A 21,451-nucleotide genomic window follows, 5' to 3' on the forward strand; every position below is an offset into this window, starting at 1 on the left:
CGGTGGTTGGCAAGTGCAAGGGTGCTGATCAGAGGGCTTGTGGTCGCAGTCACAGAAATTTCGGAAGACCTCTTGCACTCCCTGGAGCGATCGCTCTACTGTTCCGTGTAGTGACTGCTACAGAGATTCACGTCACCTTTACTTCGCCTTTCGTCTCACCCCCGAAGGACTGACGCCGATGACCGTCTTGGACGAGATTCGCCGGCTCGAACCCGAGTTCCGCGCCGAGGAGGAGCTTTCGGCCGAGCAGCGCTCGCTGACCGACCGGACGTTCAAGCACATGCAGGAGACCGGCCTGATGCGCGGTCTGCTGCCCGAGCGCTGGGGCGGCGCCGAGCTCTCGCTCCGCGAACACCTCACGTCCGTCTACGAACTGGGCCGCGTCGCCCCGTCGGCGGGCTGGGTCGCGGGCGTCATGGGGTCCCACCCGTGGCAGCTCTCGCTCTTCCCCGAGGAGACCCAGGCCGAGATCTGGGAGGGGAACCCGGACTGGAACGCCTCCTCCTCCTACGCCCCGACCGGCAAGATCGAGCCCGTCCCCGGCGGCTACAAGGTCTCCGGCCGCTGGTCGTTCTCCTCCGGCAGCGACCACGCCCAGGGCGTCATCCTCGGCGGATTCGCCGGGAAGGTCGAGGTCGCGCCGGGCGTCGAGGTGCCGAACTACGGGTCCGCGCTGCTCTTCCGCGACGAGTACGTCATCGAGGACACCTGGCACGTGCGCGGCTCGCGCGGCACGGGCAGCAAGGACATCGTCGTCGCGGACGTCCTCATCCCCGAGCGCCGCTTCCTGTCCAGCCCGCTGTACGAGTACAACCCCGAGCGCCCCGCGCCGGGCATGCTGACCAACCCCGGCAGCCTCTACAAGCTGCCCTGGGCCGTCATGTTCAACCTGGTGCTCGTCGCGCCGATGCTCGGCCTCGGCCGCCGCTTCCTCGACGACTGGACCGCCGAGACCAGTGTCCGCAAGGCCAACTGGGGCGGCACCTACGCCGACGACGCGCTCATGCAGATGCACCTGGCCGAGGCCGAGTGGATCCACGACGCCGCCGTCGCCAAGATGTACAACGCGATCGACACGATCACCCAGGCGGCCGAGGCCGGCGTCCATCTCGAGCGCCAGGAGCGCGCCCGGATGCGCTGGAACATCACCAAGGGCTGCCAGGAGGTCGGCTTCTCGATCAACAAGCTGATGCGGGTCGCCTCGGGCCGGACGGTCTTCGTGGACCACCCCCTGCACCGCCTCTACCAGGACGTGGTCGCCGAGCTCGGCCACGCCTTCCTCGTCTCCGACGGCTGCGGCCAGTACTACGGCGCCGCGCTTCTCGGTTCGTCCGCTCCGGAGGTCATGCTGTGATTTCGCAACTCGCTTACCTGGGAATCGCGTCCCCGAAGGCCGAGGAGTGGCGTCAGTACGCCACCCGCCTGCTCGGCGCCGTCCTCGCCGAGGACGGGTCCGACGGCGCGGTCCGCGTCAAGGTCGACGACGCGGGCTACCGCATCGCCGTGCACCCGGCCGCGGAGGACGAGCTCCGCTACGTCGGCTGGGCCTGCAACAACGAGACCGCGCTGCGGTCCTACGTCGCGGAGCTGCGGGCCAAGGGCGTCGAGCTGCACGAGGGCGACGCGGAGGTGCTCAAGGAGCGCCAGGTCGCCGAGCTGTACTGGTTCACCGACCCGTTCGGCAATCGCCACGAACTCGTCTGGGGCCAGCACTCGACCCCCAACTCGTTCTTCCCCGGACGTCCGATGCGCGGCAGGTTCGTCACCGGCGACCTGGGCCTCGGGCACGTCGTGCTGATCGTCCCCGACCTCCAGGCGGCCGACGACTTCTACGCCGCGACCCTCGGCTTCCGCCTCTCCGACCGGGTCAAGAGCGACATCTTCAACCTGCGCTTCTACCACTGCAACGGCCGCCACCACTCCCTGGCCGTCGCGGAGATCCCCGGCATGACCGGCATCAACCACCTGATGCTGGAGGTCGAGTCCTTCGACGACCTGGGCACCGCCATCGACCTGTTCACCGAGGACGCCGACCGGGAGATCCTCCTGTCCCTGGGCCGGCACACCAACGACCTGATGACCTCGATCTACGTGCAGACGCCGTCGTCGCTCCAGATCGAGTACGGCCATGGCGGCATCGCCGTCGACGACCTCACCTGGGTCGCCGGGTCGCACGACCTCCCGTCCATCTGGGGCCACCACCGCTCCCAGGCCTACATCGACGGCCCTCCCGGGATCTTCCGCGAGCTCGAAGGAACGGAGGCGGCCCAGTGACCGCCGAACTGCGCGTCTCGGACATCGCGATCAAGGGCGGCCGCCACCTCCGGGTGAACGAGACCGGCACGCCCGGACAGCCCGCCCTGCTGTTCCTGCACGGCTCGGGCCCCGGCGTCACCGCCGCGTCCAACTGGCGCGAGGTCCTGCTCGGCCTCGGCGACACGTACCACTGCGTCGCGCCCGACATCCTCGGGTTCGGTGACTCCTCCTACCCGGACCCGCAGCCGCAGGGCTTCGCCGCCCAGGCCGAGGTCCGCATCGAGGCGCTGCTGGAGCTGGTCGACGCGCTCGGGCTGGAGAAGGTCGTGCTCGTCGGCAACTCGATGGGCGGCATGTACTCGCTGCGCATCGCCCAGCTGCGGCCCGAGCTCGTCGACCGGATCATCCTCATGGGCTCCGGCGGCATGCCCGGCCTCGCCCCGGCCCCCGGCCTGATCAAGCTGATCACCTACTTCGACGACCCGACCGTCGAGGCGATGGCCGATCTGCTCATCCAGTTCGTCCACGACAAGTCGGCCTTCGGGGACAAGGTCGAGGAGGTCGCGGCCGAGCGGATGCCGATCGTGCGGCGGCCGTGGATCGAGGAGGGCCACCGGGCCATGTTCGCCCCGGAGATGCTCACCTTCGCGCCGGAGGAACTCGCCGAGATCGACCTGCCGACCCTGGTCGTGCACGGCCGCCAGGACGTCATCGTGCCGATCGAGTGCAGCTACTACCTGGCGGAGAACCTGCCGCAGGCGGACCTGTACGTCATGAACAAGTGCGGCCACTGGACCCAGATCGAGCAGGCCGCGCGATTCCAGGCGATCGTCCGGGACTTCGTCCCGAGCGGCCGCTAGAGGGGGAACCGACACATGAGCATGATCGACAAGGCGAGGGCGGCGGCGCCGACCCTCGCCGCGGCCGACGCCGAAGGCGCGGCCCAGGGCCGCCTCACCGACGAGGCGGTCGCGGCGCTCGACTCGATCGGGGTGCTCCGCGCCCTCCAGCCCGCCCGCTGGGGCGGCGGCGAGGTCCACCTCACCGAGTACGCCGAGACCGTCATCGAGATCGGCCGCAGCTCGGCCTCCGCCGGCTGGGTGGCGTCGGTGGTCGGCGTGCACCCGTGGCAGATCGCCCTCTTCCCCGAGGAGACGCAGACCGAGATCTGGGGCGAGGACCCGGCGCGCAAGATCGCCTCCTCCTACACCCCGACCGGCAGGATCGAGAAGGTCCCCGGCGGCTACCAGGTCTCCGGCCGCTGGAGCTTCTCCTCCGGATCCGGCATCTGTGACGGCGTCATCCTCGGCGGCATCGCCGGACGCCGCGAGGTGAACGGCGTCGAGTACCCCGACTTCACCTCGGTGATCCTCGACCGCGCGGACTACCGGATCGAGGAGACCTGGAACGTCGCGGGCCTGCGCGGGACCGGGTCGAACGACATCGTCGTCGACGGCGTCTTCGTGCCCGAGCACCGCGGCCAGTCGCACGTCCTCTACACGCACGGCCTCGGCACCCCGCTGCCCGGCCAGGAGCTCAACGACGGCCCCCTCTACCGGACGCCCTGGGCGGTCACCTTCAACCTGATCATCGCGGCCGGGGCCGTCGGCGCGTCGCTCGGCTTCTACGACCAGTGGGTCGCCGAGACCCGCGCCCGCCGCACCAACTACGGCCAGCTCCTCCGCGAGGAGCACCTCGTGCAGAACCACCTCGCCGAGGCCGCCTGGCAGCTCGACGCGGCGGTGCTCAAGGTCAAGCGCGCGGCGGACGAGCTGATGGAGGCCGCCTCCCGGCACGAGATCCCCTCCCTGGAGCAGCGCGCCTTCTGGCGCTGGGACGTCGCCCGCGCGGCGAACGGCGCCACCGACGCCGTCCAGGAGCTGATGCGGGTCTCCTCGGGCCGCGCGGCCTTCGTCGACCACCCGCTCCAGACCAGGTTCCAGGACGCGATCAGCGCGAGCAGCCACGCCTTCCTGTTCGACGACCCGCTGGCCAAGGCCTGGGCCGGGCGCCATCTCGGCGCCGAGAAGCTCGAGGCGGTGCACCTGTGAGCGCCCTGATCACCTCCGGCGACGTCACGGTCTCCGTCCGCGGCGAGTCGCTGACGTTCCGCCTGCACGAGAGCGGCGAGCGGAACTCCGAGGCCGTGCTGTTCCTGCACGGCTCGGGCCCCGGCGCGACCGGGCTGTCGAACTGGGAACGGGTCATCGCCGACCTCGGGCACCGGTTCTGGTGCCTCGCGCCCGACCAGATCGGGTTCGGCGACTCCGCCCACCCGCTCGACGCCCCGCGCGGCATGGGCCCGTTCAACGAACTGCGCGCCGAGGCGCTGCTGGCGCTGGTCGACGCGCTGGGCCTGACCAAGGTCCACCTGGTCGGCAACTCGATGGGCGGGCAGCTCGCGCTCCTGATGACGCTGGCCCGTCCCGAGCTGGTCGGGAAGATCCTGCTCATGGGCAGCGGGGGAGCGCCGGGGATGCCGGTCAGCCCGGGTCTCACCCACCTGCGCGAGTTCTACGCCGATCCTTCCGCCGCGTCGCTGGAAGGCCTCCTCACGGAGTTCGTGTACGACCTCGAACCGCTGCGCGGCACCGTCGACCGGGTCGTCAAGGAGCGGATGTCCTACGTGACCCGCGAGGACGTCCGCCGCTCCCACGAGGCGTCCTTCGACCCGCAGGGCGCGCGCCGCTTCTTCACCCCCGAGGAACTGGCGACCGTCACCCACGAGGTGCTGTGCGTGCACGGCCGCGACGACCGCATCATCCCGGTCGACGCGAGCCGGTACTTCGCCGACAACCTCCCCAACGCCGACCTCTACGTCCTCGCCCAGTGCGGCCACTGGACCCAGATCGAGCACCCCGAGAAGTTCGAGACGCTCCTCCTGGCCCTCGTCGACGGACGCATCTAAAGGAACCCGCACCATGCGCATCGCCAATCACGCGGGCCGCGCCGTCCTGGTCCTCTCGGACGACAAGGCCGCGGACATCGCCACGGCCTCCCGCGGCCTGTTCAGCCCCCGGATCCAGGGCGTCTACGACCGCTGGGCCGAGTTCACGGCCTGGGCCGCGACCGCAGACCCCGTCGCGGACGTGGACCTCGACAAGGCCCGGCTCGGCTCGCCTTCGCCGACCCCTTCCCAGGTCGTCGCCATCGGCCTGAACTACGCCGACCACGCCGCGGAGACGGGCTTCGAACCGCCGAAGGACCTTCCGCCGGTCTTCACCAAGTTCGCCTCGTCGATCACGGGTCCCTACGGCGACATCGCCCTCCCCGAGGGCGGCCACACCGACTGGGAGGTCGAGGTCGTCGCGGTCATCGGCAAGAAGGCCCACAAGGTCCCCGAATCCGACGCCTGGTCCTATGTCGCGGGCCTGACCGTCGGCCAGGACCTCTCCGAACGCATCCTCCAGTTCGTGGGCCAGGCCCCCCAGTTCGGCTTCGCCAAGTCCTACCCGGGCTTCGCCCCCATCGGCCCCTGGCTCACCACCCTGGACGACGTCCCCGACAAGGACGACCTGGCCCTCGGCTGCTCCATCGACGGCGAGACCGTCCAGGACGGCCGCACCTCAAAACTGATCTTCTCCATCCCGAAGACCATCGCCGAACTCACCGAAGTCATCACCCTTCACCCCGGCGACGTCATCTTCACCGGCACCCCCGACGGCGTGGGCCTGGGCATGACCCCCCAGCGCTTCCTCCAGCCGGGCGAAACCCTCCGCACCTGGGTCGAGGGCCTGGGCGAGATGACCCACACCTTCCACTGAGAACCTCCGCACGACCCGGGCCCCGGGGCGCCCTGCCCCGGGGGCCGGGTCGGGCGCGGTCGAGGAAGCGCTGGAGCCGGGAGGACGGAGAGGAGCGGGCCGCGGGGACTTGGGGGAGGGGGCGCGGGATGGACGGTGCTGCGCGCTCACCATGCGCGCCACTGTCCCTGCGCGGGAGCCGGAAGCGACGGCTGTGCGGGGAATCTCCCCGACCGGGAGAGACCGATCGCCCTGTGGCCACCGCCCACCGACGGTGGCCACGGCGCGAGCACCGCTGCCGACGGCGGCCTTCGACGACGAGGGCGCAGGCCCCTCGGGCGGTCAGCCGACCAGGAGGGCGGCCTTGAGGTGCTTCAGTTCGGCGGCGGTGAGGCCGAGGCCGTCCTTCTCGTAGGCGGGGAAGGTGCCGAAGGTCTCTTTGACCTGGTCGAAGCCGGCGTTGAGATAGGCGGGGCGGACGTCCAGGAGGGGCTTGTAGACCTTCGCCAGGAACGGGGGAAGGGCGTCGAGGGTCGAGGCGTTGGCGGCGGCGCGGTAGTCGTTGCTGGCGAGGTAGTCGCGCATGATCGTGGCGCGGGGGACGCCGAGCGCGGTGAGCAGCGCGGCGGCGGCCCAGCCGGTGCGGTCCTTGCCCGCGGTGCAGTGGAAGAGGACGGCGTGGGAGCCGGTGCCGGCCAGGCCGTCGAAGACGCTGGTGTAGGCGGCTCGGCCGCTGTCGGAGGCGACCATGGCCCGCTCACCGTCGATCATCATCTGCTCGGCGGCCTGCTCGCTCGTCGGCAGGGTGTAGCCGGAGCCGCCGCCGGACACGTCAGCGATCACGAGGCGGATGCCGGAGGGCAGCTTGTCACGGCCGAGGGCGCGCTCGAAGCCGGTGCGCAGGTCGTAGGCGAGTTCGATGCCGAGGCGCTTCAGTTTCGCCTGGTCTGCGGTGGTGAGCTTGTTGAGCGCGTCGGTCCGGTAGACCTTGCCCATGCGCACCCACTTGCCGTTCTTGGTCCGGTAGCCGCCGGCGTCGCGGAAGTTGACGGTGCCGGAGAGCCGCACGAGGCGGTCGGCGAGGTGCAGCGAGCCGCCGTGGTCGGGGACGAGGGAGAACCACCGGCGGTCGGCGGCGGGCAGGCCCCGCACGGTGACGGTCGCGGCGCCGTCGCCGCGGGCCACTGTCCTGCCGACCGCCTTGACGGCCACGCGCTTCACCCCGGGGGCCTTCCAGGAGACGGTGAACGAGCCGTCGTCGTTGGCCGTGACGGTGGCCGCGGTGAAGGGGATGCGCGCGGCGCGGAGGTCCTGGGGGAGTCGAGGGGCGGCGAGCGCGCCGGTGGCGACGCCGTCGAGGATGAGGACGGCCACGGTCAGGGTCGATGCGGCCGATGCCAGGTTCTTCATGGGTGGGAAGGTTCCTCTCGGCGGATGAGACGACGGGGAACTCGCGTCCACGGGATCTTAAATGTTGGAAGATCTCCAGAAAATAGCCGTTATGCGAAGGGCGGGCTACGGGTAGGAGAGACAGGTGGTGCCGTTCGCCCGGACGTTCGGTTCGGCGGGGAAGAGCCAGCGGCACACCGTCGTGAGGGGGATCGCCTTCGAGCCGTTGCCCTGACAGGTGAGGGAGCCGTTGAGGTAGAAGTACACCGGGTAGCCGTGGGACGAGCAGTACCGGGCCATGTCCTGTGTGGCGACGGTGCCGAGCGTTCTCGGGTTCGAGGACGGCGACGGCGAGGGCTTCGGGCTCGCGGAGGACGACGGCTTCGAGGGGGACGGCGTGGTGGCGCCGGTGCCGCCGCCCGGTTTCGGTGTGTTGTCCGGAGCCGGGGCGCCGCCCTGGCTCTTCGGGGTCTTGGACGGGCGGGGCGTCTTCGTGGGCGGAGGCGTCACGACGGCCTGCGCCGCCGCGGAGCCCGTGGGGCTCGTGGGCTCGACGGCCGCGTCGAGGGCGGTCCGCGGCGGGTCGGCGGGCTCCTGCGTCCGGAGGGCGGGGACGGCGAAGTAGCCGATTCCGGCGAGTGCCAGCGCGGTCAGGGCCGCGGCGGCGAGCCGGACGCGGCGGCCTCGCCCGCCCAGGGACGCGAGTGCGCCGGGCCGTGCCCGCTCGTCGGCGCCGGGTTCGGGGGCGGGGCCGTCGCCGGTGACCCAGGCGGGCGCGGGAAGAGCGCGGAGGAGCTCGCCGACGTCGACGGCGGTGGGGCGCCCGGCGGGGTCCTTGTCGAGGCAGGACCGGACGATCGCTTTGAGCCGGCCGTCCAGGCCGTCCAGGTCCGGTTCGCCGTGGAGGACCGCGTACATGACGCCGGAGATCGTCGTGCCGCCGAAGGCGGGCTTCCCCGTGGCGGCGTAGGCCATGGTCGCGCCCCAGGCGAACAGGTCGCCCGCCGGACCCGCCTCGTCCCCGCGGAAGTACTCGGGGGCGGTGTATCCGGGGGTGCCCACGGTCTGGCTGCCGGTGAGCGACTGGCTGAGGTCCAGGGCGCGGGCGATCCCGAAGTCGATCACCACGGGTCCGTCAGGGCCGAGGATCACGTTGCCCGGCTTGAAGTCGCGGTGGACCACCCCGGCGCCGTGGATCGCGGCGAGCGCCGTCACCGTGTTGAGGGCCAGTCGCTCAAGGGCCGCCCCGCCGCGCACTCCGTCGGTGTGCACCGAGAGCTGCAACGACGGTCCGTCCACGAACTCGCTGACGATGTAGGGCTGCCCGTCCAGGACCCCGCTGTCGAGCACCTGGGCGGTGCAGAAGGGCGCGACCCGTTTGGCGAGCTCCACCTCATCGAGGAAACGTGTGCGCGCGACCTCGTTGGCGATCAGATGGGCGTGCAGGAGCTTGACCGCGGCACGCCGACCGCCCTCGGCGCACCCGAGGAAAACGGTCCCCTGCCCCCCGGCCCCGAGCCTGCCCTGCAGAAGATACGGCCCCACACTCGTCGGATCCGCCGACAGAAGCGGTGACGGTCCAGCCACACATCCTCCACAACTCGGACGATTCCAAGATCCTATCCACCCCCGAACCCGGTTCGGCGACGATCGGAGGACTCCGCACTCCGTCTGGTCCCGGCCATGAGTCGGCCAAGCGCGATTACCCGGCGCTCGATCCGGGGGATCTGTACCGAGCACGATCGGAGGTGGGCATGGAGGTCGTGACCGGCCGGCGGACGCCGCCCCTGCCCCCCGCGCTGGCGCTTCTGCTGGGCGGGGCCGCCGCCGTCATCGTCCTCGCCGGGTTGAAGGCCGCGGCGGGGATCGCCGGACCCGCCTTCGTCGCCCTCGTCCTGACCCTCGCCGTGGCGCCGTTGCGCCGGCTTCTCGCCGAACGGAACGCCCCGGCTCTCGTCTGCGTCGTCGTGCCGCTCACCGCCGCGCTCGCCGTGCTCGTGCTGATCGGCGGGTCGCTCGCCTACTCGGCGGTGCGGCTGGCGACCGAGCTGCCCGCCTACGAGGAGCAGCTCGCCGCGCTGGGCGCGTCGGTCACCGGCTTCCTGAACCGGCACGGCGTCGGCGGATCGCAGGCGGCGGAGATCACCGGGACGTTCGACCCGGCCAAGCTCGTCCCGCTCATCGAAGGGTTCCTGTCGGGGCTCGCCGGGGCACTGGCGGGGGCGGTGCTGGTCGTCATGCTGCTCTACGCGATGAGCCTCGACGCGCTCGGCCTGCGCCGCGCGCTCGCCGACCTCGCCGGGGAGCGCCCCGCGATGGTCGGCGCGCTGCGCGGCTACGCGACGGACACCTGCCGCTTCCTCGTGGTCACCACGGCCTTCGGCCTGGTCGTCGCGGTCGCCGACACCACCGCGCTGGCCCTGCTCGGCGTCCCTCTCCCGCTCCTGTGGGGGCTGCTGTCCTTCATCACCAACTACATCCCCAACGTCGGATTCTTCATCGGCCTCGTCCCGCCCGCCCTCATGGCACTCCTCGACTCCGGGGTCGGCACCATGCTCTGGGTCATCGCCCTGTACTGCGTGCTGAACTTCGTCATCCAGTCGCTCATCCAGCCGAAGATCGTCGGCGACGCCGCGCGCTTGTCCGTCACCCTCACCCTGCTGTCCCTCGCCGTTTGGAGCTACGTTCTCGGCCCCGTCGGCGCCGTTCTCGCCGTCCCCCTGACCCTGTTGGTCCGCGCCCTCCTCATCGACGCCGCCGCGGGCCGGGGCTGGGTCGACCGCCTGCTCGCCGCGTCCTGAACCGCGGGCACGGGAGGACGCCGACGAGCTCCGGCGCGGTGCGCGATCATTCCCGCGGATCGCCATGAACCCGGGTGAAGCGCCGGATAGGTTGGGCCGATGCCCTTCACGGTGAGCCATGTGGCCGCGGTCCTGCCGTTGCGACGGGGGCGGCTCGTGCCGTCCGCCCTGGTGGTCGGGGCGATGGCTCCGGACGTGCCGTTGTTCGCACCGGTCAGCGATCGCCCCGCGACGCATCGGGCGCGGGCGATCCTCACCGTCGACCTGCTGTTCGGGGTGGTGCTGCTCGGCGTGTTCCACGCGGTCAAGCGGCCTCTGGTCGCGTTGCTGCCGCGGTGGGTCCGTGCGCGGGTCGGGAAGCCGATGCGGGGCTTCCGGATGCGGGGGATCGACGACGCGTTCTGGACGCTGGTGTCCTTGGCGCTCGGTTCGGCGACCCACGTGGTGTGGGATGCGTTCACGCACGAGGACGGGAAGGTCGTGCTCGAGTTCCCCCTGCTGGAGCGGCCGGTCCTCGGGATGCCCTTCTATCGGTGGGCGCAGGCCGGGTCGGGGGTGTTCGGGCTCGTGGTCCTGGGTCTCTGGTCGGCCCGCTGGCTGGAGCACGCGCCGGCCGGCGCGCCCGTGCCGGGCGTGCCGACCCGGGTCCGGGTCTCGCTGGGAGGGCTGGTGCTGGCCTCCGCCACCGCGGCGGCGTTGCACGGGGCGTTCGTCCGGGAGCCGAAGACGTTCTTCACCCGGATCCCGCACGCGGTGGCGGGGGCGATGTCGGCGGCGTTCTGCTGCGTCCTGCTCTACGCGGTCCTCTGGTGGGCGCGGCCGACGGACGTCAGTCGTCTTCGTCGGCGGTGGTGAGGGAGAGGATGCCGGGCAGGTCGGTGAGGGTGGTGACGAGGTCGGTGAGGGGGCGGCGGCCCTGGACGAGGAGGGCCACGGTGACCCGGGCGTGGGGGTCGGGGGAGCGGTCCACGTCGGTCTGGGTGACGGAGTAGCCCAGGTCGCTGCAACTGACGAGGACGTCGCGCAGGACGCCGTTGCCGGGGGCGTAGGTGAAGGTGACGCGGTGGGCGGGCCGGGTGCCGAGGGACAGGCGGCGGGTGAGCCGGTCAAGGCCGAGGACGATGACGAAGTGGCCGACCGTGACCGCGACGGCCAGCACGGGAAGGCCCGCCCCGCAGGCCATTCCCACAGCGGCCGTCACCCAGACGACGGCGGCGGTGGTCAGGCCGCGGACGGCGTCGCGCCGGACGAAGATGAGGCCGCCGCCGATGAATCCGATCCCGGACACGATCTGCGACGCCACCCGGGACGGGTCGAGCGACGCGTTCTCGTCCGAGACCGCGGAGAACCCGTAGATCGACACCAGCATGAACAGCGCGGAACCGACGCCGACCAGCGTGTGGGTGCGCAGGCCCGCGCTCTTGTTGCGCAGCCCCCGCTCCAGCCCGATCGACGCCGACAGCAGCAGCGCCAGCCCGAGCTCGCCGAGCTGCGCCCAGCCCTGCCCGGGACTCAGTACCATCCGCCTTTCCTATCACTCAGGTAGGTTTTTCCGGAAGTCTCGGAAAGGTGGAAAAATGCTGACTCCCGCGCCGGGCCCGCTCCGGTGGGAGCGACCCGGCGCGGGCGTCCGCGGTCCGGGTCAGAAGAGGTCCCAGAAGTCGGGGCGGTGGCGCATGTTCTCGGCGGTCTCCTCGAGGATGACTTCGCCGGAGCGCATGACGTAGGCGCGGTCGGCGATCTGGAGCGCCTGTTTGACGTTCTGCTCCAGGAGGAGGATGCCGAGGCGTTCGGTGTCGGCCAGGTGGCGGAGCCGGGCGAAGATGCTCTCCACCACCGACGGGGCCAGGCCCAGCGACGGCTCGTCCAGGAGGAGCAGGCGGGGGCGGGCCATCAGGGCCATGCCGAGGCTGACCATGCGCTGCTGGCCGCCCGACATGGCGCCCGCGGGCTGCTTCGACCGCTCCTCCAGGATGGGGAAGAGGTCCTGGACGGTGGCGAGGCGTTCGGCGGTGTCGGACCCGGAGGGGGCGTTGGCCGCGCCGAGCAGCAGGTTGTCGTGCACCGACAGGTCGGGGAAGACGAACCTCTCGGACGGGATCAGGGCGACGCCCGCGGCGACGACCTTGCGGACGGGATGGCGGGTGGTGTCGGCACCGGAGATGCGGATGGTGCCGGACCGGGGGCGCAGCGCGCCCAGGACGGTGCGGATGGTGGTGGTCTTGCCGGCGCCGTTGTGGCCCATCAAGGTGACGATCTCGCCGGCCTCGACGCGGAGGCCGACCCCGTGCAGGACCTGCTTGCGGCCGTAGCCCGCGGCCAGGCCCCGCACGTCGAGCAGCGGTGCGGCGGAGGGCGGGGCTTCGTTCGGTGTGGTCATCGTGTCTCCCCTTACTGGGCGCCGAAGTAGGCCTCGGCCAGGCGTGCGGACCCGGTCAGGTCGGCGATGGTGCCGGACGCGGTGATCTCGCCGAGTTCCATGAAGTAGGTGTGGTCGGCGAGCTCGCGGACGACGTCGAGGTTGTGCTCGACGAGGCAGACGGTGCGGCCTTCGGCGCGGACGGCGGCGACCATCTCCAGCATGGTGCCGACCCAGGTGGCGTCGACGCCGGAGGCGGGCTCGTCCAGGAGCAGGACGTCGCCGCGGGTGGCCAGCGCCCGAGCCAGGGACACGAGCTTCGACTGCCCGTAGGACAGGGCGTCGGCGGGAGTGGCCGCCTGGTCGGCGAGCCCGACGAAGTCGAGCCATTCCATCGCCTCGGCGGCCACCTCGCGGTCGGCGCGCCCGACACCGGGCGTGCACAGCCGGCCGATCCTCTCCCCGGCCTGGTCCGGCACGGCGAGCATGACGTTCTCCAGGCACGTCAGCCGGTTGAGCAGCCGGACGTCCTGGAAGGTGCGCACCAGCCCGGCCCGGACGATCCGGTCAGGCCGCATGCCGACGAGCTCCACGCCGTTCAGCAGCACCGACCCGGTGTCGGCGACGACGGTGCCGGTGAGCAGGTTGAACGCGGTGGTCTTCCCGGCCCCGTTCGGTCCGACGAGCGCGGTGATGGTGCCGCGCCGCAGTTCAAGGCTGATGTCCTTGGCCGCGGTGATGCCCCCGAACCGCTTCGACAGCCCCTCGGCCCGCAGCACCACCTCGGCGTCCGCGTAGGCCGCGGGCGGCGCGACCCGGTCCGCGACGACCGCGCGCGGCCTGTCCCCGGGGGAGGGCGGCGCGACCCGGCGGAACCGTTCGGCGAACAGCCCCTGCGGCCGGACGATCATGACGAGCACCAGCAGCACCCCGTACAGGACGAGCTGGAGCAGCGCCGCCTGCGAGCTCTGCACGCCGAGCCCCTCGCGCAGCGCGGGCTCGATCATGGTGAGCACGACGCCCGCGACGACCGAGCCGAGCAGGTTGGCGTTGCCGCCGACGATCACCATCGCGAACACCGCCATGGCCAGCGGGAAGCCGAACGCCGACGGGGTCGCCTGGCCGAGCCAGCCCGAGTACAGGCCGCCGATGAGCCCCGCGAGACCACTGGTGATCGCGAAGACGCCGATCTTGTAGCCGAAGGTGTTCTTGCCCAGCGCGCGGGTGGCGACGGTGTCCTCGCGGACGCCCTTGAGCACCCGTCCGTAGGGCGACTCGCCGAGCCGCCAGCAGACGGCGAAGACCAGCACGAGGACGAGCGCCGACGGGATCAGCCAGTCGCGCGGCCCGTCGAGCTCCAGTCCGAACAGGCTCAGCCCGTCGACGCCGGTGAGGCCCATGACGCCGCCGAGGGAGTCGAAGGTGGCGAAGATGCCGATGACCGCCAGCGAGAACGCCAGCGTCATGAGGATGAGGAACTCCTCGGGCAGGCCGAGCGCGATCAGTCCGACGACGACCCCGAAGGCCGTCGCGAGGACGATGGCGACGCCGAGCGCCGCGGCGTAGGGCCAGCCGTGCACCCCGGCGAGGAAGCAGATGGTGTAACCGCCGATGCCCGCGAAGGCGGCATGCGCGACGGAGACCTGCCCGGCGTAGCCGACGAGCAGGTTGACGGTGACGGCGAGCGCCGCGAGGAGCAGCGCCTGGTCGAGGTAGTTGATCCACATGGCGTCAGGCCTTCTGGAGCGAGGCGGGTCGGAGGGGCCGGAGCCGGGGCATACGGCCCTTCCCGGCGAGGAACGCGAGGTAGACGGCGAGCACGGTGAAGACCGCGGTCTGCGCCCACTGCACCGACAGCCAGATCGACGCCCACTGCTCCAGCAGCCCGAGCCCGATGCCGACGGGCAGGGCGCGCAGCGGCGAGGTGCGGGTGCCGGCGAGGAACGCGACGACGAAGCCGTAGATGACCGTCGAGTCGCCCATCGTCGGCTGGACGGTGTAGAGCAGGCCGTACCAGAGCGCGCACGCGCCGGAGACGAGCCCGGCGATCGCGAAGCACGCGAGGTTCACCCGGCGCACGCTGATCCCGAGCACGCCCGCGAGCCCGGGGTTGCTGCGGACCGCCTTGACCGAGCGGCCGAGCGGCGTGAACGCCAGGAAGGCGGCGAGGCCGAGCACGAGCACCAGCCCGGTGCCGGCGAGGCCGAGCTCGAACGTCGAGATCCGCACGGGGCCGAGGTCGAGCAGGACGACGTCGGGCCCGTAGAACGGCAGGCTGCTGGTGCCCAGCCACAGTTGCAGCAGCGCGATGCCCGCGGTGCTGACGCCGAGCGAGGTGACCAGCACGGCCAGCATCGAGCGGTCTCCGGCGCGCCGGGCGACGGGCTCATAGACACCGAGCTCGAGCAGGACGCTCACCACGACGGCCGTGGCGAGCCCGGTGAGGGCCGCGGGCCAGAACGGCATGCCGAGCGCGTCCATGACCCAGTAGGCGGCGTAAGGGGCGACGGTGTAGGTGAGCGCGTAGGCGAAGTGGAAACGCGTGGTGACCCCGATGACCAGCGCGAGGCCCGCGCCGAGTGCGGCGTAGAACGCGCCCCGGGTCAGGCCGTTGGCGGTCAGCTGCCAGAGGTCGGCGTCTAGCAGGTCGTGCATGGATCCTCCGGAACCGAGGGATGGGGGACGGCTCGTACGGCCGTCCCCCGGACTGCAGATGCGCGTCATTCCGCGAGGCGGAAGTCCTTCGCGCCGACGTCGTAGGTGGCCAGCGGGGTGACCTTGCCGGCCTTGTACTCGAAGACGCCCATCGGACGGTGCGCGACCCCGTGCGTCTTCAGGTCGATCTCCAGGGCGCCGACGGTGGCGTCGTCACCGCCGTAGACCGAGGCGAACTTCGGGTCCTTCTCCAGCGCGGCCTTGAGCTGGGCGCTGTCGGTCGCGTCGCCGCCCGCGGCGGTGACGCGACGGATCAGGTCCCACACCATGAGGGTCTCCTCGTAGGCGTTGGCCGCGTAGAAGTCGGGCTCGGCGTCGTAGGCCTTGCGGTAGGCGTCGACGAACAGCTTCGCCAGCGGGTTGGCCGGGGTGGCGGCGTCGAAGTAGTCCATGGCGAACTTGAAGCCGTCGCTGTCGAACGCGCCCTTGGAGGCCTTGGTCGCCTCGTCGGTGAACTCGATGCCGAGGAGCTCGCTGCCGATGCCCGCGGTCTTGGCCTGGGCGGCGAACGCGCCGGGGGCGGCGCCGCCGAAGGCGACCCAGAGGAGGTCGGGCTCGTTCTTCTCGACCTTGGCGATCACGCTCGCGTAGTCCTGCGAGGTCGGCGCGACCGTCTCCCACAGGCCGTTGAAGGTGAGGCCCGCGGCTTCGATCTTCGCCTTCACGTCGGCCTGGATGGCCTGGTTGAGCGGGCCGAGGTCGACGCCGACGAGGCCGACGGTCTTGCCTTCGGGGTGGGCCTGCTTGAACCACTCCAGGGCCCCGGGGACGGCGTCGGACGGGGCGACCTCGCGGGTGCCGTAGAAGTACTCGGTGCCCTGGGTGAAGACCTGGGCGCCGCCCACGCCGTCGAGGCTGAGGATCTTGTCCTTGTCGGTGTCGGCGAGCATCGAGCCGAGGCCGTCGCCCATCGAGGTGATCTTCGCGGGGACGCCTTCGGCGGCGAGCTCCGACGCGGCCTGCTTGGCCGCGACGGGGTCGGGGCCCTTGATGTCCTTGACGCTGAGCTGCAGGGCGGGGCCTCCTGCGGCCTTGATCTGCTCGATCGCGAGCTCGATGGCGTTCTGCATCGAGGCGCCGTTGGCGGCGGACGCGCCCGAGAGGGTGAGCGCCGCACCGAGCTTGAACTGGACGTCGGCGCCGAGGTCGCCGTCGATGCCGAGGATCTGCACCAGGTCGGCGGCCTGGCTCTTGGCGTCCGCCTCGCTGACGCCGGAGTCGGCCGATCCGCAGGCGGTGAGGGCGAGTGCCGTGGTGACGGCGAGGACGGGGGCGATCAGCCGCCGAAGGGAGGTGCTGCGTGGGGTGGGCATATTTCCTTCTCCGTTTCGCTGACCAACGCGGTGCGCGTTGCCAGGAACCAAGCACGCGAGTCCGTATTGATCGCTACAGTGATTGGAGCGATCGCTACAGGGACGCGGCTGTGACGGTACCCAGAATGTGACCGCTGACACAAGCCCTGATGGGGTCGAGTTTCTGGCGGTCGGTTCGGGAGGCACGGGAGTATGGGCAGATGAGGAAGACGACGCGACGCCACCAGCAGGGCGAGGAATCGAGGCTGCGGATCCTGGAGGCGACCCTCGCCATAGCCGCGGAGCGGGGGTACGACGGCACGTCGATCGCTCTGGTGACCGAGGCCACGGGGCTGCCCGCGAGCTCGGTCTACTGGCATTTCCGCAACAAGGACGAGCTGCTGGCGGAGACCCTCGAGTACAGCTACCGGCGCTGGCGGGAGACCGCCCCGACCTGGCGGGACCGGGTCGGCATCGCCGACCCGGCCGAGGAGGTGCGCGACCGGCTCCAGCGGGCGTCGCGCGCGATCGTCGAGAGCCCCGAGTTCTGGCGGCTCGGCCTCATGCTCGGCCTGCTGAACCGGCAGCACGTCCCGGCCGCGCGGCTGCGCTACCTGGAGGTCCGCGAGGAGACCAGGCTCGCGATCCAGCAGTGGTGGGAGCAGATCCTCCCGGGCGGTGATCCCGCGGCGCGGCGCGACGTGGCGGGCCGGGTGGCCCGGTTCCACCTGTCCGTCATGGACGGGCTCTACCTGGGCGTCCGCTCCGACCGGGGCTGGAAGCTCGACCGGCTCGTCGATCTGATCGCCGCGGGCGTCCACGCGCAGGCCGTGAGCTGGCTGGAGGAGGCCGCGTGAGCACCAAGGAGAAGCCCGGACCGCAGTCCGCCGACCGCGAGGTGTCGCGCATCCGCATCGTCCGGGCGGCCGCGGAGATCGCCGCGGAGAGCGGCTACGAGGCCACCACGATCTCGAAGGTCACCAAGCGGTCCGGGCTGCCCGCCAGCTCGGTCTACTGGTTCTTCCGGGACAAGGACCACCTGATGGCCGAGGTCGTCCGGCACAGCTTCGAGCAGTGGATCTCCAGCCAGCCGCGCTGGGAGCGTGACCCGCGCGACGAGCGCTCGCCGACCGAGGGGCTGCGCGCGATCCTCTCGCGGTCGGTGCGCTCCCTGGTCGACTCGCCCGACTTCGTGCGGATCGGCCTGATGCTGCTGCTGGAGACCCGGGACGTCGAGCCCGAGGCGCGCCAGTACTTCCTGGCCACCCGTGACGAGGTGACCAGCAGCATCGCGGCCTGGTTCACCTCGTACTTCGACACCGCGCTCCGGGCCCGCCGGCCGGAGCTGGCGATGGACCTCGCCCGGGTCGTGCTCGCCGCCACCGACGGGTTCTTCTTCTCCCGGCAGATTCACGACGACCTGGATCCGGAGGACGTCGTGGCGATCGTGGTGGCCGTCGTCGAGCAGGCGATGGCGGGGGAGTGACCGGGTTTTCGGCCCGCTGTTCGGGTTTTCAGTGAGGAGACGGTTGTCACAGTGGGGTCTTGCGTGGCAAGCTCTGTAGCGATCGCTACAGGGAGGAGCCCGTCATGCCACTGACCGTTCAGAGGTCCGGGGTCATCGAGTCGGCCCGCTACCGGCAGGTGCTGGGCCAGTACCCCACCGGCGTCGTCGTGGTGACGGCGCTCGACGCGGCGGGCACCGCCGTCGGCATGGTGGTCGGCTCGTTCACCTCGGTCTCGCTCGACCCGCCGCTCGTGGCGTTCCTGCCGGACAAGAACTCCAGCTCGTGGCGGTCGCTGCGCGAGTCGGGCGACCGGTTCTGCGTGAACGTCCTCGCCGCCGCGCAGGAGGACGTCTGCCGGGCCGTCGCGACCCGCAAGACCGACAAGTTCCACGACATCGGCTGGCAGCCGTCGCCCCAGGGCAACCCGATCATCGACGGCGCGGTCGCCTGGATCGACTGCGTCACCGAGCAGATCCACGACGCCGGAGACCACGACATCGTCATCGGCCGGGTCCTCGACCTGGATCTCGGCGACGGCGAGCCGCTGCTGTTCTACCGGGGCGGCTACGGCTCGTTCATGCCGCACTCGCTGGCCGCGGGCGACGCCGACCTTCTCGACCAGCTCCGCCGGATCGACCTCGCCCGTCCGCACATGGAGGGCCTCGCCGACCTGTTCGGCACCGAGGTCACGGCGATCACGCTGGTCCGCGACGAGCTCGTGCTGGCCGCCTCCGCGGGCCGCACCGAGCTCGCGGCGAGCCCGACCCGGGTCGGGCAGCGGCTGCCCTTCGCCGCGCCGCTGGGCAGCTGCTACGCGGCCTACGGCGACGCCGCGCTCCGCGAGCGCTGGCTGTCGACGATCAGCGAGCAGCTGACCCCGGAGCAGCTGGAGCGCTTGCGCGAGGTGCCGGACACCGTCCGCGGCCGGGGCTACGCGATCGCGCTCGGCCACTCGGAGCTGAGCGACCTCGAGCGGATCAGCACCCTCCTGCACGAGCGCGCCCCCGACGTCTCCCCGGAGACCCTGCGCGAGGCGATGGCCCGGGTCACCGACGGCTACAACCCCGCCGACCCCATCCCGGCCGACGTGGAACTGCGCTCCCTCAGCGCCCCGGTCTTCGCCCCCGACGGCACGGTCGCCTTCACCCTCACCGTCTGGGGCCCCGCCGAGCCCGTCGCCCCCGAAGAGGTCACCCGCTACGCCAACGCCCTCCTCGCGACCGCGACGAACGCCACCCGCGCGATCGCCTGACGGCCCGGGGCCGCCGCCGCGGCGGGCGCTCCGGGACCCGCCCGACGGGCTCGGCGGCGGTCGCGGCCGGCGCCGTCGCGGCCTGGCGGATCGGCCCGCGATCGGATCGTCGGCCGCCGTCCCGATCGGCCCCGGCCGGGTGGCGTGCGGTCAGGCTCCGGGCGGTAGGCGGCGGGCCGCGTCGGCGAAGTAGGCGCTGAGGAGGCGCCGGGTCTGCTCGATCATGGCGGGGTCGCCGTCGCGGGAGGTGCGGAAGGCCAGGTCGATGCCGACGGCGGCGGCCTGGATCGCGAGGCTGGTGACGCGGTAGGGGTCGGCGAGCGGGGGCAGGCCGGCCTCCTCGACCGCGAACCGGTAGAGCGACTCGGCCATGATGTCGCCCCCGGCCTCGGTGGTGCCCTCGGGCAGGTACTTCTCTCCGCCGGGACGTGCCTCGCCGAAGTCCACGACGGTGAAGCCCGGGATCACCCGGCGCATCCGCACCGTCTCGTCGATGACGATCTCGCCCGCGCGCGGCCAGGTCAGCCCGGGTTCCGCCGCGGCGCGGGCGCGCAGCCGGCCGAGCAGGATCTCCAGATGCCGCAGGGCGAGCTGCCGGAGCAGACCGAGCCTGCCGTCGAAGAACTGGTAGACGGTGCCGGACGGGACCCCGGCCCGGCGGGCGACCTCGGTGACGGTCAGGCCCTCGGAACCGACCTCGTCCAGCAGTTCCGCGCAGGCGTCGAGGATGCGCTCGACCCGTTCCCGGCTGCGCCGCTGCACCGGAGCGCGCCGTACCCCTTGACTCTCCACAGAACAGTCATAACATGACGAACCGTCATGTTCTAACGTGGCGACCCCTCATGTTCTCGTAAAGGCAGGTGACGCCGTGTCGGAGCAGACCGCGCCCACGGGTCGTACCCACGGGCCTGGTGACCGGCCCCCGGACGTCTCGTTCCGCTGGATGTCCCTGCTCGCCCTGGTCCAGCTCGGGGTGATCATGGCCTCGAACGCGTCGACGCAGATCCTGCTGCCCTCGCACGTCGAGCGGATCGACGCGGCGCACAAGGAGTCTTCGCTGGCCCTCGTGTTCGCGGTCGGCGCGATCGTCACCGCGATAGCCAACCCGCTGGCCGGAGCCCTGTCGGACCGCACCCGCACCCGCTTCGGCCGACGGCGGCCCTGGGTGGTCGGCGGATCCCTGCTGGGTGCGGCCTCCCTCGGGTTCCTCGGCGGGCAGGAGTCCATCGCCGGCCTCGTCCTCGGCTGGTCGCTGGCGCAGCTCGCGTTCACGCTGGTGCAGGCCACGGCGGTCGCCGCGGTGCCGGACCAGGTGCCGGTCGGCCAGCGCGGAAGGGCGTCCGCGCTGGCCGGCGTGGCGGTGCTGATCGGGCCGCTGATCGGCGGCGCCGTGGTGACCTTCGCGGTCCAGGACCTGTTCGCGGGCTATCTGGCGATGGGCGCGCTGCTGCTGGTGGCCGCCCTGCCGTTCCCGCTGCGCTACCGCGAGCCCGCACTGCCGCCCCCGGGCCCGCGCCCCTCGATCTGGTCCGGGCTTTGGGTCAGCCCGCGCCGGCATCCGGACTTCGCCTGGGCCTGGCTCAGCAGGTTCCTGGTGAACCTCGCGCTCTCGATGGGGATCGGCTACCTCCTGTACTACCTGAGGGATTCGGTGCAGTACGAGCGGCTCTTTCCCGGCTCGACCAACCAGCAGGGCGTGCTGATCATGGTGACGGTCTTCTCGCTGAGCAGCGTGCTGCCCGGCCTCGCCGCGGGCTGGTGGTCCGACCGCAGCGGCAGGACCCGGGTCGTGGTCTTCCTCGGGGGAACGGTGATGGCGCTCGCCGCGCTGACCCTCGCCGTCGGCGACAGCTGGACGACGGCCCTGGTCGCGGCCGGGCTGCTGGGGGCGGGGACCGGCGTCTTCGTCTCCGTCGACCAGGCGATGGTGACCCGGCTGCTGCCCGCCGGCGCCGATCGCGGCAAGGACCTCGGCGTGATCAGCCTGGCCACCGCCCTCGGCTTCGTGCTCGGCCCGGTCGTGGCCGCGCCGCTGGTCACCTCGCCCGGCGGCTACCCCCTGATGTTCGGCGTCGCGGCGCTCGCCGCCCTGACCGGAGCCGCGCTGGTCTGGCGGATCCGGGGCGTCCGGTGAAG

The 21,451-nt window shown here is 71.6% G+C and carries 20 protein-coding genes; 12 read left to right on the plus strand and 8 right to left on the minus strand.

From position 1 onward, the window contains the following. Window positions 1-178: 178 nt before the first annotated feature. Genes EDD29_RS15555 through EDD29_RS15580 form a run of 6 tightly spaced genes read left to right on the plus strand, consistent with a single transcriptional unit; the run spans window position 179 to window position 6,020 of the window. Complete coding sequence (locus tag EDD29_RS15555; RefSeq protein ID WP_123665096.1) at window positions 179-1,354, plus strand: acyl-CoA dehydrogenase family protein; 1,176 nt, start codon at window positions 179-181, stop codon at window positions 1,352-1,354. Then, window positions 1,351-2,274, plus strand: a complete 924-nt coding sequence (locus EDD29_RS15560) for a VOC family protein (RefSeq protein ID WP_123665097.1) — start codon at window positions 1,351-1,353, stop codon at window positions 2,272-2,274. The genes EDD29_RS15555 and EDD29_RS15560 overlap by 4 nt, the downstream gene beginning before the upstream one ends. Further along, window positions 2,271-3,116 carry an alpha/beta fold hydrolase gene (locus EDD29_RS15565; RefSeq protein WP_123665098.1) on the plus strand — a complete coding sequence of 282 codons (846 nt, stop codon included), beginning with the start codon at window positions 2,271-2,273 and terminating at the stop codon, window positions 3,114-3,116. The genes EDD29_RS15560 and EDD29_RS15565 overlap by 4 nt, the downstream gene beginning before the upstream one ends. A gap of 15 nt (window positions 3,117-3,131) precedes the next feature. After that, window positions 3,132-4,307 carry an acyl-CoA dehydrogenase family protein gene (locus EDD29_RS15570; protein WP_123665099.1) on the plus strand — a complete coding sequence of 392 codons (1,176 nt, stop codon included), beginning with the start codon at window positions 3,132-3,134 and terminating at the stop codon, window positions 4,305-4,307. Beyond that, window positions 4,304-5,164 carry an alpha/beta fold hydrolase gene (locus EDD29_RS15575; RefSeq protein WP_123665100.1) on the plus strand — a complete coding sequence of 287 codons (861 nt, stop codon included), beginning with the start codon at window positions 4,304-4,306 and terminating at the stop codon, window positions 5,162-5,164. Before EDD29_RS15570 ends, EDD29_RS15575 begins: the two co-directional genes overlap by 4 nt. Window positions 5,165-5,177: 13 nt before the next feature. Continuing rightward, window positions 5,178-6,020, plus strand: a complete 843-nt coding sequence (locus EDD29_RS15580) for a fumarylacetoacetate hydrolase family protein (protein WP_123665101.1) — start codon at window positions 5,178-5,180, stop codon at window positions 6,018-6,020. A gap of 321 nt (window positions 6,021-6,341) precedes the next feature. Here EDD29_RS15580 and EDD29_RS15585 read toward each other — a convergent pair whose 3' ends face one another. Then, complete coding sequence (locus tag EDD29_RS15585) at window positions 6,342-7,409, minus strand: tyrosine-protein phosphatase (protein WP_123665102.1); 1,068 nt, start codon at window positions 7,407-7,409, stop codon at window positions 6,342-6,344. 105 nt (window positions 7,410-7,514) lie between these two features. Then, window positions 7,515-8,933, minus strand: coding sequence for a serine/threonine-protein kinase (locus tag EDD29_RS15590; RefSeq protein WP_170201419.1), 1,419 nt, complete (start codon window positions 8,931-8,933; stop codon window positions 7,515-7,517). A 209-nt stretch (window positions 8,934-9,142) separates the two neighbouring features. Here EDD29_RS15590 and EDD29_RS15595 point away from each other — a divergent pair, with 209 nt between their 5' ends. Then, complete coding sequence (locus tag EDD29_RS15595; protein ID WP_123665104.1) at window positions 9,143-10,189, plus strand: AI-2E family transporter; 1,047 nt, start codon at window positions 9,143-9,145, stop codon at window positions 10,187-10,189. A gap of 99 nt (window positions 10,190-10,288) precedes the next feature. Further along, window positions 10,289-11,044 carry a DUF4184 family protein gene (locus tag EDD29_RS15600; protein ID WP_123665105.1) on the plus strand — a complete coding sequence of 252 codons (756 nt, stop codon included), beginning with the start codon at window positions 10,289-10,291 and terminating at the stop codon, window positions 11,042-11,044. On the opposite strand, the gene EDD29_RS15605 is transcribed toward EDD29_RS15600, so the two are convergent. The 5 genes from EDD29_RS15605 to EDD29_RS15625 form a co-directional block, all read right to left on the minus strand. Continuing rightward, window positions 11,019-11,711: an MgtC/SapB family protein gene (locus EDD29_RS15605; protein WP_123665106.1), complete on the minus strand. Its 693-nt coding sequence runs from the start codon at window positions 11,709-11,711 to the stop codon at window positions 11,019-11,021. The genes EDD29_RS15600 and EDD29_RS15605 overlap by 26 nt on opposite strands. Window positions 11,712-11,831: 120 nt before the next feature. Continuing rightward, a complete protein-coding gene (locus tag EDD29_RS15610) occupies window positions 11,832-12,569 on the minus strand; it encodes an ABC transporter ATP-binding protein (protein WP_123665107.1) in 738 nt (245 codons plus the stop codon). 11 nt (window positions 12,570-12,580) lie between these two features. Further along, window positions 12,581-14,275 carry a branched-chain amino acid ABC transporter ATP-binding protein/permease gene (locus EDD29_RS15615; protein ID WP_123665108.1) on the minus strand — a complete coding sequence of 565 codons (1,695 nt, stop codon included), beginning with the start codon at window positions 14,273-14,275 and terminating at the stop codon, window positions 12,581-12,583. 4 nt (window positions 14,276-14,279) lie between these two features. Continuing rightward, on the minus strand, window positions 14,280-15,203 hold the full coding sequence (locus EDD29_RS15620) for a branched-chain amino acid ABC transporter permease (protein WP_170201420.1): 924 nt from the start codon (window positions 15,201-15,203) through the stop codon (window positions 14,280-14,282). Window positions 15,204-15,268: 65 nt separating this feature from the next. Further along, on the minus strand, window positions 15,269-16,576 hold the full coding sequence (locus EDD29_RS15625) for an ABC transporter substrate-binding protein (RefSeq protein WP_123665110.1): 1,308 nt from the start codon (window positions 16,574-16,576) through the stop codon (window positions 15,269-15,271). 200 nt (window positions 16,577-16,776) lie between these two features. Here EDD29_RS15625 and EDD29_RS15630 point away from each other — a divergent pair, with 200 nt between their 5' ends. The 3 genes from EDD29_RS15630 (at window position 16,777) to EDD29_RS15640 (ending at window position 19,315) form a co-directional block, all read left to right on the plus strand. Continuing rightward, entirely contained in the window at window positions 16,777-17,412 is a 636-nt protein-coding gene (locus tag EDD29_RS15630) for a TetR/AcrR family transcriptional regulator (protein WP_123665111.1), read from the plus strand. Then, on the plus strand, window positions 17,409-18,041 hold the full coding sequence (locus EDD29_RS15635; RefSeq protein ID WP_123665112.1) for a TetR/AcrR family transcriptional regulator: 633 nt from the start codon (window positions 17,409-17,411) through the stop codon (window positions 18,039-18,041). The genes EDD29_RS15630 and EDD29_RS15635 overlap by 4 nt, the downstream gene beginning before the upstream one ends. Window positions 18,042-18,145: 104 nt before the next feature. Continuing rightward, window positions 18,146-19,315: a flavin reductase gene (locus EDD29_RS15640; RefSeq protein ID WP_123665113.1), complete on the plus strand. Its 1,170-nt coding sequence runs from the start codon at window positions 18,146-18,148 to the stop codon at window positions 19,313-19,315. A 150-nt stretch (window positions 19,316-19,465) separates the two neighbouring features. On the opposite strand, the gene EDD29_RS15645 is transcribed toward EDD29_RS15640, so the two are convergent. Next, on the minus strand, window positions 19,466-20,077 hold the full coding sequence (locus tag EDD29_RS15645) for a TetR/AcrR family transcriptional regulator (RefSeq protein WP_170201421.1): 612 nt from the start codon (window positions 20,075-20,077) through the stop codon (window positions 19,466-19,468). Between the two features lie 106 nt (window positions 20,078-20,183). Here EDD29_RS15645 and EDD29_RS15650 point away from each other — a divergent pair, with 106 nt between their 5' ends. After that, complete coding sequence (locus EDD29_RS15650) at window positions 20,184-21,449, plus strand: MFS transporter (protein ID WP_148085973.1); 1,266 nt, start codon at window positions 20,184-20,186, stop codon at window positions 21,447-21,449. The last annotated feature ends 2 nt before the right edge of the window (window positions 21,450-21,451 follow it).

The organism is Actinocorallia herbida, from assembly GCF_003751225.1.
Taxonomy (GTDB): domain Bacteria; phylum Actinomycetota; class Actinomycetes; order Streptosporangiales; family Streptosporangiaceae; genus Actinocorallia; species Actinocorallia herbida.

What these genes read in the sequence shown, in the direction of transcription:
- EDD29_RS15580 (WP_123665101.1), top strand. Translation starts at nt 5,178, where the DNA reads ATGCGCATCGCCAATCACGCGGGCCGCGCCGTCCTGGTCCTCTCGGAC.
- EDD29_RS15620 (WP_170201420.1), bottom strand. Translation starts at nt 15,203, where the DNA reads ATGCACGACCTGCTAGACGCCGACCTCTGGCAGCTGACCGCCAACGGC.
- EDD29_RS15570 (WP_123665099.1), top strand. Translation starts at nt 3,132, where the DNA reads ATGAGCATGATCGACAAGGCGAGGGCGGCGGCGCCGACCCTCGCCGCG.
- EDD29_RS15640 (WP_123665113.1), top strand. Translation starts at nt 18,146, where the DNA reads ATGCCACTGACCGTTCAGAGGTCCGGGGTCATCGAGTCGGCCCGCTAC.
- EDD29_RS15625 (WP_123665110.1), bottom strand. Translation starts at nt 16,576, where the DNA reads ATGCCCACCCCACGCAGCACCTCCCTTCGGCGGCTGATCGCCCCCGTC.
- EDD29_RS15555 (WP_123665096.1), top strand. Translation starts at nt 179, where the DNA reads ATGACCGTCTTGGACGAGATTCGCCGGCTCGAACCCGAGTTCCGCGCC.
- EDD29_RS15630 (WP_123665111.1), top strand. Translation starts at nt 16,777, where the DNA reads ATGAGGAAGACGACGCGACGCCACCAGCAGGGCGAGGAATCGAGGCTG.
- EDD29_RS15610 (WP_123665107.1), bottom strand. Translation starts at nt 12,569, where the DNA reads ATGACCACACCGAACGAAGCCCCGCCCTCCGCCGCACCGCTGCTCGAC.
- EDD29_RS15585 (WP_123665102.1), bottom strand. Translation starts at nt 7,409, where the DNA reads ATGAAGAACCTGGCATCGGCCGCATCGACCCTGACCGTGGCCGTCCTC.
- EDD29_RS15605 (WP_123665106.1), bottom strand. Translation starts at nt 11,711, where the DNA reads ATGGTACTGAGTCCCGGGCAGGGCTGGGCGCAGCTCGGCGAGCTCGGG.
- EDD29_RS15615 (WP_123665108.1), bottom strand. Translation starts at nt 14,275, where the DNA reads ATGTGGATCAACTACCTCGACCAGGCGCTGCTCCTCGCGGCGCTCGCC.
- EDD29_RS15600 (WP_123665105.1), top strand. Translation starts at nt 10,289, where the DNA reads ATGCCCTTCACGGTGAGCCATGTGGCCGCGGTCCTGCCGTTGCGACGG.
- EDD29_RS15595 (WP_123665104.1), top strand. Translation starts at nt 9,143, where the DNA reads ATGGAGGTCGTGACCGGCCGGCGGACGCCGCCCCTGCCCCCCGCGCTG.